Source organism: bacterium (genome assembly GCA_020444065.1).
Classification (GTDB): Bacteria; Sumerlaeota; Sumerlaeia; order SLMS01; family JAHLLQ01; genus JAHLLQ01.
This window is the reverse complement of record JAHLLQ010000002.1, coordinates 80,440-98,057: the sequence shown is the minus strand read 5'-3', so window position 1 is coordinate 98,057 and position 17,618 is coordinate 80,440. Positions and strand designations below refer to the sequence as shown.

Sequence of the window (17,618 nt, the reverse complement as noted above, 5' to 3'; positions counted from 1 at the left end):
GCTGGGGATGCTCCGAGCAAGGAGAATGTGGAATTGGGGACAACGAACGCGTCGAGGAATCGGGCTTCAACTCCGCTTGCCTGAGACGATCGAGCGGGTATGCTTCTCGCGGCGTGGCAAGAGCGCGATTTTTCTGATGGGTAACAAGATGGCGATTCTGGAAATTCGGAAGTACGGCGATCCAGTCCTGCGGGAGACGGCGAAACCGATTGAGGAAGTGACCGATGAGTTGCGGCGACTGGCCGAGGACATGGGCGAAACGATGTACTCGGCGGCAGGGATTGGCCTCGCCGCGAATCAGGTCGGAGACCTGCGCCGGATTCTTGTGATTGACGTTCGGCAGTCCGACGATGCGGACACGCCGCGGGCCCGAAAGGCGAAACGCTCGGGCGATCGGCCGCGCCACCTGGAAGTCTACCTGAACCCCGAGATTCTTGAATCGAGCGAGTTGGACGGCCCCTACACGGAGGGCTGTCTGTCGATCCCGGAGGTAGAAGGGGAAGTCTATCGCCCGCTGTCGATCAAACTGCGCTGGATGGATCTGGACGGCGAAATCCACGAGGAAGAAGTGGATGAGATACGCGCGAGGGTGCTGCAGCACGAGATCGATCACCTGAACGGGGTGCTGTTTGTCGATCACCTCGGCACGGTGAAGCGCAAGCTGCTGGCTGGGAAGCTGAATCGCATCAAGAAGGCAACGATGGCGATGATGGAAGGTTAGCCGTCGCGCCACTTCGCCGCCGGAACCAGGTTCATGGACGGGGCGGCGTTCATTCCAAAATTCGCATCTTTCGACGTCTCCGCGGCCAGGTGATAGCCTAATCCGGCGATCATGGCGGCGTTGTCCGTGCAGTATTCCGGGTCGGGAATCGCGACCTGAATCTTCGCGAATCGCTTCGCGACGGCGGCTCGAAGGCCGCGATTGCAGGCAACACCGCCGGCGAGCGCCAGACGGCTCAGGCCAGTTTGCTTGAGCGCCCGGCCGGTCTTCTTCAGTAGGACATCGATGGCCGCAGCCTGGAACGATGCTGCCACATCCGCGACGAATTGCTCGTCGAGCGCGTTGTGCCCGCCGGCTTCGCGTTCTTCGACGAGGCGTGCCACGGCGGTCTTCAGTCCCGAGAACGAGAAGTTGAAATCCTTCGTGTGCATGACGGGCCGGGGCAGGTCGAAAGCCTTCGGATCGCCATTCGTGGCCGCCTGATCGATCAGCGGTCCGCCTGGATAGCCGAGTCCCAGGAGCTTTGCTACCTTGTCGTAGGCCTCCCCCACCGCATCATCGAGGGTCTCGCCGAGGATTTCGAATTCGGTCGGGCCTTGCACGTGAACCAGGCTGCTGTGGCCTCCGCTGATCACGAGTCCGAGGTACGGTTCGCTCGTCGAGGCGGGTCCATCAGTCGGCTCACCCCAGGCGTTCGTTTCGCGACCAATGAACGGTGAGTACAGGTGTCCAGCGATGTGGTGAACGGCGATCAGGGGCTTTCCGCGGCGCAGGGCAAGGCCCTTGGCGTACTCGACGCCGACAAGCAGGCACCCGGCGAGCCCGGGCCCCCGCGTCACCGCCAGCGCGTCCACGTCGTCCAGGCTGGCGCCGGCCTCTTCCAGGGATTGCCGCATCAGTGGTACGCAGCACTCCAGGTGGGCTCGGCTGGCGATTTCGGGCACGACGCCGCCGAATCTGCGGTGCAGGTCGATCTGCGAGGCGATGGCGTTGGAAAGCACGCGGGTGCCATTCTCCACAACGGAGAAAGCCGTCTCATCGCAGGAGCTTTCGATGCCCAAAACCAACATGGGCGGCATCGTGCCGAGGGGCCGGGCCGGGCGCAATGGGACAGATGGACGGGGCTGTCGGTTTTCGACTTCCGAGGCAGCATCCCTCCCGCCATCTCTGCTTCATTTCCAGCATTGGCCGCGTTATTGCGGGAAGCGAATGATGGGAAACGGGCTGGTTGTGGGAGGTTTCGGGCTGGCACAGGGCGTGCCTTGTTCGGAAGCAAGACACTGGAGGTCCACATGGCCACGTCAAAAATCCGCCTGCTCTTCATCGACGACGACAAGAATTTCCGCAAGGTCACGGCCTTCGCCCTGCGCGAGGCAGGCTATGAGGTGACCACGGCTGCCAACGGACAGGAGGGCCTGGAGGCTCTCGCCGCGAATCGCCCGGACGTGGTACTTTGCGATGTGAAAATGCCAGTCATGGACGGGATCGAGTTCCTGGCGGCCGTGAAGGAGCGCATCCAGGATCCACCGCCCGTGATCGTGGTGACGGCATTCGGGAGTATCGAGAACGCGGTGGATGCGATGACGGCCGGCGCGTCGGACTACGTGACCAAGCCGGTGAATCGCGATGCGTTGCGATTCGCGATCGAGCGCGTCACGGAGAGCAGCCGGCTGCGGCGCGAGAACAGGCTGCTGCGGGAGAAGGTCGGCGGTCGCCCGACGGCCGATCGAATGATCGGCACCTCGCCGGCGATCAAGAAGCTGCGCGAGACGCTTCAGCGCCTGGCGGAGTCGGAAGCCACGGTGCTGCTGCGTGGCGAGTCCGGCGTGGGCAAGGAATTGGCCGCGCGAGCGTTGCACTTCGATGGACCGCGGTCGGCCTCGGGGCAGTTCGTGGTTCTCAACTGCGCGGCGATTCCGGGCGAGTTGCTCGAGTCTGAGTTGTTCGGCCATCGAAAAGGCTCGTTCACGGGCGCCGTCGTGGATCACACGGGAAAGTTCGAGGCGGCCCACAACGGAACGCTGTTTCTGGATGAAATCGGCGACATGCCAATGGCGCTTCAGGCGAAGTTGCTCCGCGCGTTGCAGGAAGGCGAGGTGACGCCGATCGGCGAGAACAAGGCTCGCCGCGTGGATGTGCGTGTGGTGGCGGCGACGAATCAGCCGCTGGAAGCGCGCGTCGAGGAAGGCGCGTTCCGCCAGGACTTGTACTATCGCCTGGCCGTTGTGCCGGTGGAATTGCCGCCGTTGCGAGCGCGCCGGGACGATCTGCCGATGTTGGTGAAGCATTTTCTGGCGCGGTATGGAGCTCCTGGCGCGGGAATTTCCGACGACGCGATGGAAGAGATGAAGGCCCACAACTGGCCTGGGAATATTCGCGAGTTGGAGAACGTGATCGCGCGGGCGTGCGCTCTAAGGCCGGGGCTGGAAACGTTGGAGGCAAGCGATCTGGCGATCGGCCGTGGGCCCAAGGCGCCGGGACAATCGAATCTCCTGGCGGGCGGCGGGATCGAGATTCCCGACGAAGGCGTGGAGTTTGAAGAAATCGAGCGGCAACTCCTCGAAGCGGCTTGGGAGAAGAGTCAGCACAATCAGAAGAAGGGCGCGGAGTTGTTGAATCTCCCCCGCCAGGCATTCATTTACCGACTGCAGAAGTACGGGATTATTCCCCAATACGGCGACAAGACGAAAGCAGAAGCAAGATGACGAAGGGAGTTCGCATCGGGATTGTCGCTTTCTTCGCCATCGGCGTAACGGTGGCGCATTATGTGATTTCGCCGGATGCGAGTGGAACGCACGAACTTCTGCAGCGTGTGTACTACATTCCAATCGTTCTGGCGGGGCTTTGGTTCGGGTGCCGTTGGGGCCTGATCACGGCAGGGCTGATCAGCATCGCGTACTTCCCGCATGCACTGCACGGATGGCACATGCCACATACCACTCTGCCCTTTCGCATTCTCGAAATGGTGATGTTCCATGTGATCGGCGGCCTCACCGGCTTCTTGTCTGAACGAGAGGAGGCCGCACTGGATGCCGAGAAGGAAGCGCGTGCGCAGGAGCAGAGCGCGCGACTCGGTCGAGAGCAGGCCTACGAGCGATTGCGCGAGCGCACGGAAGAGCTCTTCACGCTGGAGGAACAGTTGCGGCGATCGGATCGCCTGGCGGCGCTGGGACGATTGAGCGCCGGTTTCGCCCACGAGATTCGCAATCCACTCGCGAGCATCAAGACCTCGGTGGAGATCCTGCGCGATCGCTGGCGCCACGAGTGCCAGGAAGCACCGGAAGGCGCGAGCGGCGAGGATGACGATCCGGATTTCTATGAAATCCTGATCGAGGAAACAGAGCGTCTGAACAAGACGGTCGAACGCTTTCTGGAGTTTGCGCGGCAGGAAAAGAACCAGTCTGAAGATGTGCGCGCGACGTGCCTCGTGGATGAGGCCATTCGCAAGACGCGCGATCTTCTGATCCACGAAGCTGAGAAGCGCGGGATCGAGATTCGATTGGAGTTCTCTGAAGAATCTGTCGAAGTGCCGTATGCGGAGCCTCATATTCGTCAGGTTTTCCTCAATCTCCTCCTGAACGCGATGGATGCAGTCGGAAAGAACGGGTGGATTCGCGTGGGACTAGCGCGAAAGGCAGAATTCGCAATGGTGTCCGTCGAGGACTCCGGCCCGGGAATTCGAGCGGATATGGCGTCGCGCATCTTCGAGCCGTTCTTCTCGACTCGAGACACGGGAACGGGTCTTGGCTTGTCGATCGTGGATCGGATTATCTCCTCAAAGGGCGGCCGGATTCGGCTCGATCAGACTTCACTTCCCTCGTCGCGGTTCTGTTTGGAATTCCCCTACAGAGCTGAGGAAGAGGACTCGTTTGCGCGCGAGGTTGGGGTGGGCTGAGATTTCTTGAACATGAAAGCGCCGGCGAAGAGGGCTGGCGCCTGCTGGGCTTGAGCAAGGATGCTCAAGTCACCTCAAGTTCGTTCGAGATGTTCGGTCAGGGGAGTTCTAGATCGCCGCTTTTTCCCCCGGTTTTCTTGCGCAGGCGAACTGCTTCGATTCGCATATCTTTCTGAAGCGCCTTCGCCATGTCGTACAGCGTCAGCAATGCGACTGAGGCCGCGGTGAGGGCTTCCATTTCGGCGCCGGTGCGCTCCGTCACACGAACGGTCGCTCTCACGATTGCGCAGTCGCGATCGGTGGCTCGCGTGATGTCGATCGATGCATAGCTCGTCGCGATGGGATGACAGAGGGGAATGAGATCCGGCGTCCGCTTCGATGCGAGAATGCCCGCCACTCGAGCGGCTGCGAGTGCATCGCCCTTTTTCAGTTCTCCCCCGAAGAGCGCGTCGAGGACATCGGGGCGGGCATGGAGTTCTCCCTCGGCGATGGCTTCGCGAGCGGTCCTGTCTTTCTCACCAACGTCAACCATATGAACGTCGCCCTTGGGGTCGAGGTGCGTGAGAGACTTCTTCGAGTCTGCCATGGGAAACTCCGTCAGAGTGTGTTGCGCTGCACGAGAGCAATGACTTCGCGCATCAGCGTCTGCCAACGATCATCGCCGGTGTAGACCGCGTTTGTCAGCAAGACAACCGACACGCCCGTTTCGCGATTCAACCAGATCGCCGTTCCAGTGTACCCTGTGTGGAAGAGGGCCGCATCGCCTTCGACTCGCGGATCGATAGCGAATCCGAGCGTCCGACGAACCTTCCCGGTGGAAAGCACAAGCGCGCCCTCGCCGTCCCAACTGCCAAGATCGACCGGATTGGAGATCAGTTGCTTGGAGAGGCAATCGAGGGATTCGACATGAAAGGTCCGTGGCTGCAGAAGAGCCTGGCAGTAGATCGTCAAGTCGCCGGCGGTTGAGAAGAGGCCACTGTGCCCGGGGCAGCGATTCTCGTAGACGGAGAGAATGTAGTCGGCGAGCGGATCGAAGGGGCGGCCGGGCTGCTGGTCGTCGCTGGTGCGCGCAAAGACGATCCTATTCTCTTTGGTGGGCGTGGGAGGATAGAAGGTGGTGTGCGTCATGCCGAGAGGATCCCAGAGCTCACGGCGCAGAAAAGACTCGAGGCTCTCGCCGGCGGCGTCCTCGTCGACGCTCGCCAGGATGACGTAACCGAGGTTGCTGTACGCGAAGTAGCCGCGCCCGTCGGGGATTTCGCGCGCATTCACAGACGCGGCCAGGATGCTCTCCGCCGGTGAACTGCCCTTACCAAGAGCCTGCAGGTCGCGCCAGTCGATGTAGGCGTTCAGCCCGGAGGTGTGGAGGAGCAGTTCGCGCGGCGTGAATGGCCCGGCGGGATCGGTGAGTGACAGATGCTGGTGGCAGTTGAGCAGCAGAGTCGCGGGGGCCGTGGCGACGGGCTTTGTCAGCGAGGCGACGTCGAACAACGTCGCGCGGGTCATTGGGAGAGGATGCTTGCCGGAAGGATCCCGATAGCCAACGGCGCGCTCATAGAGAATTCGCCCATCGCGCGCGACGGAGAGAACAGCACCGGGAACAGAGCCATCCCGAACCGCCTGGTTCAGCAGCACATCCAGCCCGACGTTGGTGTCGGGCACAAACCCCAGGGATGCCGGATTGGCGCGAAGCGGCTTATCTCGTGCGCATCCGGCTAGCGCGAGGGTTGCTAAGACAAGGAACAGGAAGGCTGTGTGGGGCGTGCGAAGCATGTGTATCCTTTCGCGGCCCATGGAACCGATCGGGCCGAACCGAGGCAAGGGCAGTGTGCAGGCGCCCGGCCCGCGCCAGAGCCCCAGTGGTTGACAGGGCTGGGGGGCGGCCTCAGACTTTCAGGCTAGTTTCGGGGGCGCGTTTGCGACACCGGGTGATATCAGGATCGGACAACTGGATGGCTGCTGTGATCAACAAACTGAAGGGGTTGGGCAAACGCTTGGCTGGACGCGAGGAACCGCTGCCGTTTCCGGAAACGCTGAGCATTGAGTCGTCGTACGCGTGCAATCTGAAGTGCGTGATGTGTCCGCGGCATTTCGACGAGTCGCTTCAGGGCATGTTCCAGTTGCAGATGTTCAAGGATCGCATCCTGCCGGTGCTTCCGCGGTTCAAGTATCTCCATCTGACCGGGTGGGGCGAACCGCTGATGAACAAGGACCTGGTGGAGATGCTGAGGCTGGCGAAGGAAGCCGGCGTCTGGTCCTGCTTTACGACGAACGGCTTGCTGCTGAAGGAGCCATTGTCGCGCCGTGTGCTGGAAACCGGCGTGGATACGATCAACATCTCGTGTGATGCGTCGGAGCCGGAGGTCTACGAGCAGGTTCGCGGCAAGGGCACGTTCAAGATTCTGATGGAACGCATGGCGCACATGGATGCGTTGCGCAAGGAAATGAACGCACCGACCCGACTGGAGTGGACGTTCGTCATGATGAAGACGAACCTGCATCAGTTGCCGGACGCGATTCGTTTGGCGGCAGAGAAGAATTTCGAGCGCTTCACCGCGAAGCACATGGAGACGGGAATCGATCGCTCCGATCTGGATCATGCGATGTGGGATACCGGCATCGCTGCTGATCTGACGCCGGAATGGAATGAGAAGTACGCGGCGACGGTCGCAGAAGCTCGCAAGGTCGCAGAAGAGGTCGGCATCGAACTGATTGTGCATCCACGCCGGTTTGAGGTGAATGGCGAGTGCCTGGTGCGGCCGACGAACATGATCTTCGTCGACTACAAGGGCAACGTATCGACGTGCTGCTATCTGAATAAGCTGGACGTGAAGCCCTACATCGCACCGGAAGATCGCCCGACGGAAGACGGCGTCATCGGAAATCTGAGCCTGACGAAGTTCGTCGAGCTTCTGGATTCAGACGAATACGACCGGTTCCGGCGCCAGTGGAAACGCGGCGAAGTGCCGAAGGCGTGCTACGGCTGCGTGAATCTGAATCGCATGCAGACGAAAGAGTAGCGCGCTACTTCTTACGCTTCCCCTTCTTCCTGCTCGGCTTCTTGGAGCCCCCCTCGAGTGCCAGGGGGAGCAATTCCTCGATTCGATCGACGAAGTGGAAGTCCACGGCTTTGCGTACCTGCTCGGGAACGTCTTCCAGGTCGTTCTTGTTCTTGCCCGGCAGGCAAACGTCCTTGATGCCGGCGCGATAGGCCGCAAGGCACTTTTCCTTCACACCACCGATGGGCAAGACGCTGCCGCGCAGGGTGATCTCGCCTGTCATGGCAAGATAATCATTCACGCGACGGCCCGTGACAAGTGACGCCAGCACGGACACCATGCCGACGCCGGCAGAGGGACCGTCCTTGGGCGTGGCACCGGCGGGCACGTGCAAGTGGAAGTCATATTCGGAGAACTCTTTATCTTCGACTCCGATCAGGTCAAGATTCGAGCGCAGGTAAGTCATCGCGGCGGTGGCGGACTCTTTCATCACGTCGCCGAGTTGCCCCGTCAGGCGCAGGTTGCCTTTTCCAGGGAAGCGCGTGCATTCGATGAAGAGAATCTCTCCACCAACCGGCGTCCATGCGAGCCCGACGGCAACGCCCGGACGTCCCATGCGTTCGGCGACTTCTTTGTAGCCCCGCGGCGGGCCGAGGAACTCTTCGACTTTGTCCGCATCCACGGGGATGCGCTTGTGCTTGCGAAGCTTCTTGCCGGCTGCTTCGTCGGCGCTGTCCTGCTCGGCGTTCAGGCGCGCAACCTTGCGACAGATCGAAGCGATTTGTTTCTGCAGCGAACGCACGCCTGCTTCGTTCGTGTAGTTGTCGACCATGTGCCGCAGTGCGGCCAGATGGAATGATATCTCCGACTTCTTCAGGCCGTTGTTCCCGATTTCGCGAGGCACGAGAAAGCGCTTCGCGATTTCGACTTTCTCTTCGAGCGTATAGCCGGCGAGACGGATGATCTCCATGCGATCGCGCAGCGGACCGGGGATTGTGTCGAGCGAGTTCGCTGTCGTAATAAACATGACCTTGCTGAGATCCACGGGCATATCCATATAGTGATCGGCAAAGGTGTCGTTCTGTTCGGGGTCGAGAACCTCGAGCAGGGCGGAGGCCGGATCTCCGCGGAAATCAGCGCCGAGTTTGTCAACTTCGTCGAGCATGATCAGGGGATTGATCGTTCCAGCTTCCTTGAGGGCCTTGATGATGCGGCCAGGCATTGCTCCGATGTAAGTCCGGCGATGACCACGGATTTCGGCCTCGTCCCGCATGCCGCCGAGCGAGAAGCGATTGAAATGCCGGCCGGTGGCGCGCGCGATGGAGCGCCCAAGGCTGGTCTTGCCAACTCCCGGAGGACCGACCAGGCACAGGATCGGGCCCTTAAGGTCGCCGCCCTTCAGACGAATCACGGCGAGGAATTCGAGGATACGCTCTTTGACTTTCTCAAGGCCGTAGTGGTCCTCGTCCAGGATCTTCGCGGCTTTCTGCAGATCGATGTGGTCGTCAGTCTTCTCTTCCCACGGCAGGTCAAGAATCCAATCGAGGTACGTGCGAATGACGCTGTACTCGGCTGCCTGCGGAGCCAACACGGCGAGGCGTCCGAGTTCCTTCTCGGCGGTCTCGCGTGCATGATCGGGCATCGCCTTCTGTTCGAGGCGAAGGCGCAGTTCATTCATTTCCTGCTGATGAGGATCCTGCTCGCCGAGTTCGGTCTGCAGCGCTTTGATCTGCTCACGCAGGAAGAATTCGCGCTGGTTCTTGTCGACGCTTTCGCGGACCTTCTCCGAGATGTTGGAGCCGATCTCCATCACCTGGACTTCGCGCGTCAGCATCTCGAAGACCTTGCGGAGACGACGCTTTGTGTTCATCTCGGCGAGAATCTCGCGCTGCTGTTCCTGGTTCAGATTCGTGTTTGTCGCAACGAGGTCGGCCAGCTTTCCGGCGTCCTCGACGTTCAGTGCGGCAACAAACAAATCCTCCGGCAGATTCGCCAGATCGACGGCGCGGCGCAATGTATCGAGAGTCTGCTTCTTGAGCGCCTCGACTTCCATGTCCTCGACTTCACGCTCGTCGAGTCGCTTGATGCGCGCGATCGGATAGGGCTCCTGCTGAACGATTTCTTCGATCTTGATGCGGGCCGCACCATGCACGAGCAAACGCATCGTTCCGTCGGGAATCTTCAGCATTCGCAGGACGGCGCAGAGCGTCCCGACACGAAAGAGCGTGGCTTCCTGCTCGTCTTCGTCTGTTTCACTCGGAAGCGTCGGAAACAGGCCAATCAGGCGATCGCCTTGCAGCACGTCGTCGATGGGACCCTTCATGGCTTCGTCTTCCAGGATCACGGGCGCGATCATATGCGGGAAGACGATCGGGTTGTTCGTCGGCAGAATGGGGACCTGCTCCGGGAAGGGGATGCCCTCCTGGTGCGTTTCCAACGGCTTGATCGGCAGAATGTCGTCGGACTTGCTCACGATTCCTCCTGAACCTTGATACGAAGAGAGATGGGTTTGCGCGGTGCCTTGGCAGTCTTTCGGATGCGGATATTCAAAAAGCCGGCATCGTACGTGGCGGTGATTTCCTCCAGTTCCAGGGACGCGGGGAACTCGAAGACGCGTTCGAAGGGGCCGTACTGAATCTCCATCAATTGGTAACTGCAGTGTTCCTCTCGGGGCGGTGGAGAGCGATAGCCCTGGACGACGATCGTCTGCTCCTCCTGAGTGACGGACAACTCGTCCATCGAGATGCCGGCGACCTCCATCCGGATGAGGATAAACTCCTCGGATTCAGCGACGTCGGTCTGGGGGACCCAGGGCTGGCCGGCTAGGGAGAACCATGGCCGAACAGGCGTCGCGAGGGGGTCGAACGGCCCGCCGGAGGGACGGGACGGGTGTCGGCGTTTCTTGCTTTCGCTCATGCCGGACTGCTCCTTCCAGGCTCGCGCCCGAGGGCATACTTGGGCGGGATGACACACTCTCGCACGCAATCGGCCCCGAAATGCCGGGGTTTGCGAGAGCCATTCCATCTCAACACGAAGTGAAGTCTAGCGATTGTGTGGACGCGGGGCAAGTCGGAGTAAAACCCTGGAATCGGGCTAGCATTAACCCCTTAGAGCTTATAGGCTTTCTTCCTGCTTTCATTCCGATTTGGGGATCGTTGTCCACATGCGAAACTCTGCCCTGCGCCGGATCGCGGCGCCGATACTATCATTTGCGCTTCTTTCGGGGGCCGCCACGCTGGTGGCCGCGCCCGGGGATCTGACCAGCACTGGCACGTTCAGCCAGTCGGAGATGTTCTTTCATTCGCTGGACGGGAGCGGGAATCTGCTGTTCAGCGCGGGGACTGACCCATCGACCGGCGGCAAGGGTGTGACAGCCGATGCCAACGGGACTGGGACGTTCTCAACGACGCTGGGAACCGCCGCATCGTCTCCGAATTCGACGCAGAGCGCGATTTCGCGAAACGGGATCCTGGGCGTGGCAACATCGCTGCCATCAGGGAATGTCGATTTCTTCGATATCATTCCAGGAACTGGAGCGATCAGCAATGCGGGGACGGTGACGGTTTCGACGCCCCCGGACTACTGGGAAGAAATGGAGGTGGATCCGCTCGGGCGATTCGTGATCCTTCGCGGCTATACGACCGGCAGCAAAACGTACGGATATGTCTTCGGGGTCTCGCCCGACGGCGAATTCGCCAACTTCCAGAATCGCAATGGGTTGATCTACGACATCGATATCTCGCTGGACGGGTCGAAGGTGGCGCTGTTTCAGCCGGGCCGAAGCAGCGAAGCCCAACTCTATCTCTACTCGGTCGATCCCACGACGTACGCACTGACCGAAGTGGCGACTTACACGCGATCGCTGTCGATTCTGACGGGGGGGGCGACGTGTTTCTCCGACGATTCGGCTTACCTTTATCTCGCGATCCCGAATGGCTCGCTGCTGATGGGATTCGATGCAAGCCAGACGGGGACGTTGACTTCGATTACCGGCGATATCACGACGGCGGGTACGATCCGGGATGGCGACTTCATGCTGGCACGGGGTAACACGCTGGCCTTCGTAGGCCAATCGCCTGCGGGTGGATTGCCCGTCGGCGTTAATTACCTGACGATCAATAGCAATGGGACTTTGACGTATCGGGGCAGCTTCATGCCCGAGTCGGCCGATCTGCACCTGGGCGAGGAGAACGTCGACCCGCTGGTTTTGACCGGCGACGGCAGCTACGGCGCGTTCATGATGAAGACTTCGGCAAGCAGCGCTACTGCGGAGAGCCGACTTTATTCCTTCGATACTTCTGTCACAGGGACAAATACGTCGTGGATCACGCGGAAGACCTACTTTCCGGGCGGGCAATTCACCAAAATGTCGATTCGTCAGTCAGCGGACGGCGGCCGGATCATTGCGTTTCCTTCCTATAGCGGGTTCGGATTTGCGAACATCCTGACGCTGGAGTTGCCCGGCGCCGCGACGCCGACGCCAACGCCGAGCCCGACTCCCACGGAAACTCCAACCGCGACGCCGAGCGATACGCCTTCGCCGACGCCAAGCGATACACCAAGTCCCACGCCGTCAGATACTCCGAGTCCAACACCGTCGGACACTCCCACACCCACGCCTTCAGACACTCCGACTGCGACTCCGAGCGACACTCCCAGCCCGACTCCGTCGGATACTCCAAGTCCAACACCATCGGATACCCCAACACCAACGCCATCGGACACATCGACTGCGACGCCAAGCGATACGCCGTCGCCAACTCCCAGCGACACTCCCAGCCCGACTCCGTCGGATACTCCAAGTCCAACACCCTCGGATACGCCAACACCAACGCCATCGGACACACCGACTGCGACGCCAAGCGATACGCCGTCTCCCACTCCGAGCGACACACCCAGCCCAACTCCTTCCGACACACCAAGTCCAACGCCGTCGGATACCCCAACACCAACGCCTTCAGACACGCCGACTGCGACGCCAAGCGATACGCCATCGCCGACTCCAAGTGATACGCCCAGCCCAACGCCATCGGATACGCCATCGCCGACACCGTCCGATACTCCCAGCCCAACGCCGTCGGTCACACCGTCTCCAACCCCCATCGATTACACGGATACGGATGGCGATGGGTTCACGGACCAGATTGAGGATCTGCTGGGATCGAATCCGCACAATCCGAATAAGAAACCGTCGTACGGCGACTACAATGGCGACGGGGTAACCAACATGACGGATGGGATTGAGATGGCCCGGGCAGTCCTGGCTGCGGGCGGACTGCTAACCTACACATTCGAATGGGACGTGAACTCGGATGGCGTTGTCGATCGGGTCGATGCGGAAGTTCTGCTGGGGTGGTCGATCGGGATGGTTGCCTACCCAACGCTGCCATCGCCGTGAGGTCTTTCAAGGCTTGAAGAGGCATCAGGGGGCGCTTTCGGTTGATCCGGGAGCGCCCCTTCCGCATCGTCTCAGGCTGCCGGATGCAGGCCGTCCCAAACCGCCCAGAGGCATTGGGGGTCTGTTTCGTACCGGCGTGAGGCCTGCAATCCCAATACTCAAAGAGCGAACAGAATGATCCGCAAACTGTCCACCCTTGCACTTCCTATTATACTGATTCTAGCGAGTTTATCTCCAGCGCAGGAGGCTTCCACGGAAAATGTAGAAGCGAATATCCTGGAAGCGGAGGCGCTGCGGGACTCCAGCACCCTGAGTTCACTGCTGGAATCGGAGAGCCCGGTGCAACGCGAACGTGTGCTGCTGGCCCTGGGGCGCATTGGCGATCCGAACGATGCGGAGGCGATTCTGCCTTACTTGCAGGATTCGTCGGCGGAGCTGCGGGGGGCTGCAGCGTTTTCACTCGGCCTGATGTTCGATCAGCGCAATGTGCAAACCTATGGCGGAGAAGCGAACGAGGCGGTCGTCGAGGCGCTGGAGAGAGCATTGGCGGATTCCGACGAGTCTGTCGCGGCGCTCGCAGCCGAGGCGCTCGGCAAGATTGGCGCCGACGGTGCAGGCAAGCTGATCGGACCGATGCTGGGCGCGCTCCCGAATGAAGAATCGCCCGAAGTGGATGCGCGGGCTCGCTTGCTGGCGACGGCACTGATGCGGCTCAAGGCTGCCGATCAGGTCGATGTGCTGATTGAAGCCGCAAATCACCCGTCGCCCGCGGTGCAGGCCGTCGCCGTGACCATGCTGGGCCGCATGGCGAAGAGCATGGACGAAGCGACGCGCAAGCGGGCTGCAGAAGCAGTTCGAGCAAAGCTGGGCGGCGCGCCCTGGGAGGCAATGCCGCAGGTGGACGACCAGATGCAGGCGGAAGCAGCCAAGGCATTGGGGCAGCTTGGATCCGCAGAGGATGTCGCTGGACTGGCGCAGTTGATCGATCGGCCGAATCAACACCTGGGAATCGAAGCGACACGGGCCGTGGCGGCACTGGGCGGAGCAAAGCAACTGCAGGATGCATTCGCGGTGCTGGCCGATGAGGCGTTGGCCGATGAAAAGTGGGTGGTGAAGCAGGGATCCGCCGCGAATCGGCTGATCGTTCTGCTGCAAGGATTGGCCGTTGATGATGAGGAACTGGCGAAGGCGCTCTCTGAGGAAACACTGGATCGCATGAATCGTCTGCGGGCGCTGCCGAACCAGGTGGGTTTCCAGGCCATGGAGAGCTACTCCCTGGTGATGAGAGCGCTCGAGACGCCGGAACGCGCGATGGAGTTTCCCGACGGCTATCGCCTCAATACGATCCCCGCTCTTCGGGCGCACGTGGCAGCTCTGGCCGAGGTGGGGTCGCAGCGAACCAATTTCGAGCTCTTCCGCCTGTACGATGCGAAGGATGCCCCGGCAGTGGTCAAGAAGCGGGTCGAGGCAATCAAGCCGCATCTGGTCGGTGCCATTTCCAAGTCGATGTACGGCTTCGGAAAGTACGACGAGCGCATGGATTTCCTGCTGGGCGTGCTGCAGGCGTCGAAGAATCCCCTGGTTCGTGCAGTGGCAGCGGCGGAATTGGCGCCGGATGAGGAAGAACTGGAGAACTATCCTGCGGGATTGGCAAAGAACCTGATCACGGCTTACCGAGCGGATACGTCGAAGGATCCGGAAGCGCGTCTAGCGCTCCTGGAGGCTCTGAGGGCCGGGCTGGGGCTGGAGGAAGTACACGAAGCGTTTGAGGATGCGTTGGGCGATCCGAGCCCGATCGTCCGTCGGTACGCGCTGAAGATTCTGGATCAGGGCACGCCGGAGAATTACGGCAAGTTCCTGCGGGGAACAGGGCCGGACCTGGCAGCCGAAGCGGCGCAGGAGCCCTGGAAGTTCTACGGCGACGCGGCAGAGTTGGAGAACACGCGCGTGGTGGCGGTGGTCGACATCCAGGATCGCGGACGGATTGTGCTGGAACTGCTTCCGAAGCAGGCGCCCCTGACAGTGAATAACTTCGTTCACCTTGCCAAGAAGGGAACTTACAACGGCATCCCGTTCCACCGTGTTGTCCCGGACTTCGTCGTTCAAGGTGGCGATCCGCACGGCGATGGTTGGGGCGGACCAGGCTACATGATTCCGTGCGAAATCAACTCAGATCGATTTGATCGCGGATCGGTTGGAATGGCGCACGCCGGCAAGGACACCGGCGGATCGCAGTTCTTCATCTGCCACTCGCCGCAGCCGCATCTGGACGGCGGGTACACGGTGTTTGGTCGAATGATCATGGATTCCGACGATATGCCCCAGGAAGCCCAAGGGGCAAAGATCGATCCGGACTTCCTCGATGAAATCGTGGCCGAAGATGTGATCGAAAAAGTGACGATCCTGGACCCCTGACGGTTAGGGGGCTTCGTAGCCGGCGGCGAGGATGATGTTCTGAGCCTCCGGGCCCAACAGCCAGTCGCGAAGTTCCTGTGCTTTTTCCGGATGCGTCGTGGCGGCGATCACGCCCAAGCCCTGCAGGATCGGGTCGTAGGTCTCCGGGTCGATCGGCGTGAATTCCTCGATCCGGTCCTTGACCAGGGAGAGGGGCAGAAACGCGACATCGACGTTGCCGGTTTCGAGGAACTGCAAAACCTGGCCGACGCTTTCTCCGTAAACAACCCGCGGTTCGACGTCCTCCCAGATGCCCATCTTGGTGAGCGCCTGCTTCGCTGCCGTGCCGTAGGGGGCGTGCTCCGGATTGGCGATCGCGATGCGATGGCCGGAGTGCGCCAGGCCAGCCGGCTTGTCGACCTCTGGGCCCCGAGTCTGGGCGAGAACCAGGATGCCCTTGGCGTAGGGCGCTACCGATTCCGGCAGAATAACCTGATCCGCAGCCAACTCTTCGACCCGGCGCATGTCGGCGCTGATGAGGAGATCGAAGGGGGCGCCTTCCTTTGCCTGGCGCTGCAAAACGCCCGAAGACCCCTGAGAAATCACGATTTGGACGTTGTTTTCGGGCTCGTACGCCCCGGCCAGCTTCTCCATGGTGGGCGCGAAGTTCGCCGCGGTGGCGACGGTGAGCTCGGTACGGGGAGGCTTGGGCTTGCCGCAAGAAATCGCGAGAGTGGCGACTGCGAGGCAAACGAAGGTCAGAAGTGGGATTCTACGTAGCGTCATCGGATCATTCCCCGGGTTGCATCCAGCAGAGCGTTATGTTTGAAATGACATAACGCCTGCCCGGCGAGGGCAATGGCTTTTCTCAGCCCGGCGGGCAAGGAAAGGGCCTTGCTAAGGAGGGGCGGCCCACCGAAGGTGTCGCCCCCTGGGTTGGGTGCAGAGTCGAGTAAGGAATTCAGGCACGGAATGAACACGCAGAAGCTGAGTCGGTTGTGGAACACGGCGCTGTCGCTGACGGACAAGTTGGCAGGTCGGGATCGTGTGTGGGCGAATCCGCTGCGGATTCACCTAGAGGTGAACGACTTCTGCAACTTGAAGTGCCCCCATTGTCCGCGCGAGAATCCGGATATTCCGATCAACACAGGGCATATCCCGATCGAGGCGATCCGAAATCTGGAACCGTGGTTCAAGCGGACAACCTACGTGGGCCTGGCCGGCAACGGCGAACCGTTCCTGCACCCGGACATCATTGAGATTCTGGAGATCATCACGCGGGCCGGCGCGACGCCATCGGTGATCAGCAACGCGACGCTGTGGAAGAAGCGTGGGATGATTGACAAGATTGCAGGGATGGGGCCAATGCTGATGAATGTCAGCATCGACGGAGGAACGCGCGAGACGTTCGAGAAGTGGCGCAAGCGGGCGAATTGGGACGAAGTGCGGGAGAATCTGCGCGAGTTACGCGCGGCGAAGGAGAAGGTCGGATCGCCCTTCCCCGTCGTCACCTTCATCACGTGCCTGATGAAGGACACGATCGGCGAGGTGGAGCAGATCGTGGACCTGGCCGCTGAAGCCGGCGCGGCCGTCGTGACCTTCCAGAACATGTACCCCTACAATAAGCTGATGGATGATGCGCGCGTGCGGGACCTGAAGGCCTGTCGCGAGGCAATCAGCAAGGCCCGGCGCCGTGCGGAACCCCACGGAATCCGGATCGACTGGTTCCCAATGGGCGAATCGATCGAGGATCGCGGCTCGGCCGGGGGCAGCTATGGGGCCCTGAGCGCCGAGACGTCGGACCTTGAGGAAGAGCCTGCCAAGCAGAACGGCGCGCGGCCGCATTATCACTGCGACAACATCTGGCACCAGATCCACGTGGATGTGCGCGGTCGGATCAAGTTCTGCTGCTTCTGGACGGAGGGCGAAATCGGCGATCTGACGAAGGATGACTTCGGAACGCTGTGGAATGGGCCGGAATGGCGGAAGCTGCGGGCCGATCTGCACAGTGGGATCAAGCCGAAGCCCTGTCAGGATTGCCACGTCCTCGAGATTCAGAACCGCCGAAGGATCTTGAAAGCAGGCCTGGGCGAGTTGAAAGACGTATGGCGCCAGTAGCTTAGCAGATGAAATTCTCCCCCTCAGATTCTTCCTAAGACCAAGTCTCTCAATTTCCCGGTTGGCACGTGGCCCCGCCATGCGCCAGTTAAT

General features: G+C 60.9%; 13 protein-coding genes. 7 read left to right on the top strand and 6 right to left on the bottom strand.

The window, feature by feature from the left end:
- Positions 1–148: 148 nt before the first annotated feature.
- Positions 149–721, top strand: coding sequence for a peptide deformylase (gene def, locus KQI84_04980; GenBank protein MCB2154218.1), 573 nt, complete (start codon positions 149–151; stop codon positions 719–721).
- Here def and tsaD read toward each other — a convergent pair.
- Complete coding sequence (tsaD, locus tag KQI84_04975) at positions 718–1,800, bottom strand: tRNA (adenosine(37)-N6)-threonylcarbamoyltransferase complex transferase subunit TsaD (GenBank protein MCB2154217.1); 1,083 nt, start codon at positions 1,798–1,800, stop codon at positions 718–720. The genes def and tsaD overlap by 4 nt on opposite strands.
- Positions 1,801–2,013: 213 nt before the next feature.
- Between tsaD and KQI84_04970 the strand changes: the two genes are divergently transcribed.
- Complete coding sequence (locus KQI84_04970) at positions 2,014–3,426, top strand: sigma-54 dependent transcriptional regulator (protein ID MCB2154216.1); 1,413 nt, start codon at positions 2,014–2,016, stop codon at positions 3,424–3,426.
- Positions 3,423–4,616 (top strand): sensor histidine kinase, encoded by a 1,194-nt coding sequence (locus KQI84_04965; protein ID MCB2154215.1) that lies wholly within the window; start codon positions 3,423–3,425, stop codon positions 4,614–4,616. The genes KQI84_04970 and KQI84_04965 overlap by 4 nt, the downstream gene beginning before the upstream one ends.
- A 97-nt stretch (positions 4,617–4,713) precedes the next feature.
- Here KQI84_04965 and moaC read toward each other — a convergent pair whose 3' ends face one another.
- Together moaC and KQI84_04955 are read right to left on the bottom strand one after the other, a co-directional pair.
- On the bottom strand, positions 4,714–5,202 hold the full coding sequence (gene moaC / locus KQI84_04960) for a cyclic pyranopterin monophosphate synthase MoaC (protein ID MCB2154214.1): 489 nt from the start codon (positions 5,200–5,202) through the stop codon (positions 4,714–4,716).
- An 11-nt stretch (positions 5,203–5,213) separates the two neighbouring features.
- Positions 5,214–6,389, bottom strand: coding sequence for a beta-lactamase family protein (locus tag KQI84_04955; GenBank protein ID MCB2154213.1), 1,176 nt, complete (start codon positions 6,387–6,389; stop codon positions 5,214–5,216).
- 179 nt (positions 6,390–6,568) lie between these two features.
- On the opposite strand from KQI84_04955, the gene KQI84_04950 reads away from it, so the two are divergent.
- A complete protein-coding gene (locus tag KQI84_04950) occupies positions 6,569–7,636 on the top strand; it encodes a radical SAM protein (GenBank protein ID MCB2154212.1) in 1,068 nt (355 codons plus the stop codon).
- 4 nt (positions 7,637–7,640) lie between these two features.
- Here KQI84_04950 and lon read toward each other — a convergent pair whose 3' ends face one another.
- Both lon and KQI84_04940 read right to left on the bottom strand, forming a co-directional pair.
- Positions 7,641–10,091, bottom strand: coding sequence for an endopeptidase La (lon, locus tag KQI84_04945; protein MCB2154211.1), 2,451 nt, complete (start codon positions 10,089–10,091; stop codon positions 7,641–7,643).
- Complete coding sequence (locus KQI84_04940; protein MCB2154210.1) at positions 10,085–10,531, bottom strand: Hsp20/alpha crystallin family protein; 447 nt, start codon at positions 10,529–10,531, stop codon at positions 10,085–10,087. Before KQI84_04940 ends, lon begins: the two co-directional genes overlap by 7 nt.
- A gap of 247 nt (positions 10,532–10,778) precedes the next feature.
- On the opposite strand from KQI84_04940, the gene KQI84_04935 reads away from it, so the two are divergent.
- Positions 10,779–13,013 (top strand): hypothetical protein, encoded by a 2,235-nt coding sequence (locus tag KQI84_04935; GenBank protein ID MCB2154209.1) that lies wholly within the window; start codon positions 10,779–10,781, stop codon positions 13,011–13,013.
- 174 nt (positions 13,014–13,187) lie between these two features.
- Positions 13,188–15,428, top strand: a complete 2,241-nt coding sequence (locus KQI84_04930) for a peptidylprolyl isomerase (GenBank protein ID MCB2154208.1) — start codon at positions 13,188–13,190, stop codon at positions 15,426–15,428.
- A gap of 3 nt (positions 15,429–15,431) precedes the next feature.
- Here KQI84_04930 and modA read toward each other — a convergent pair whose 3' ends face one another.
- Complete coding sequence (modA, locus tag KQI84_04925; protein MCB2154207.1) at positions 15,432–16,193, bottom strand: molybdate ABC transporter substrate-binding protein; 762 nt, start codon at positions 16,191–16,193, stop codon at positions 15,432–15,434.
- 186 nt (positions 16,194–16,379) lie between these two features.
- Here modA and KQI84_04920 point away from each other — a divergent pair, with 186 nt between their 5' ends.
- Entirely contained in the window at positions 16,380–17,525 is a 1,146-nt protein-coding gene (locus tag KQI84_04920) for a radical SAM protein (GenBank protein ID MCB2154206.1), read from the top strand.
- The last annotated feature ends 93 nt before the right edge of the window (positions 17,526–17,618 follow it).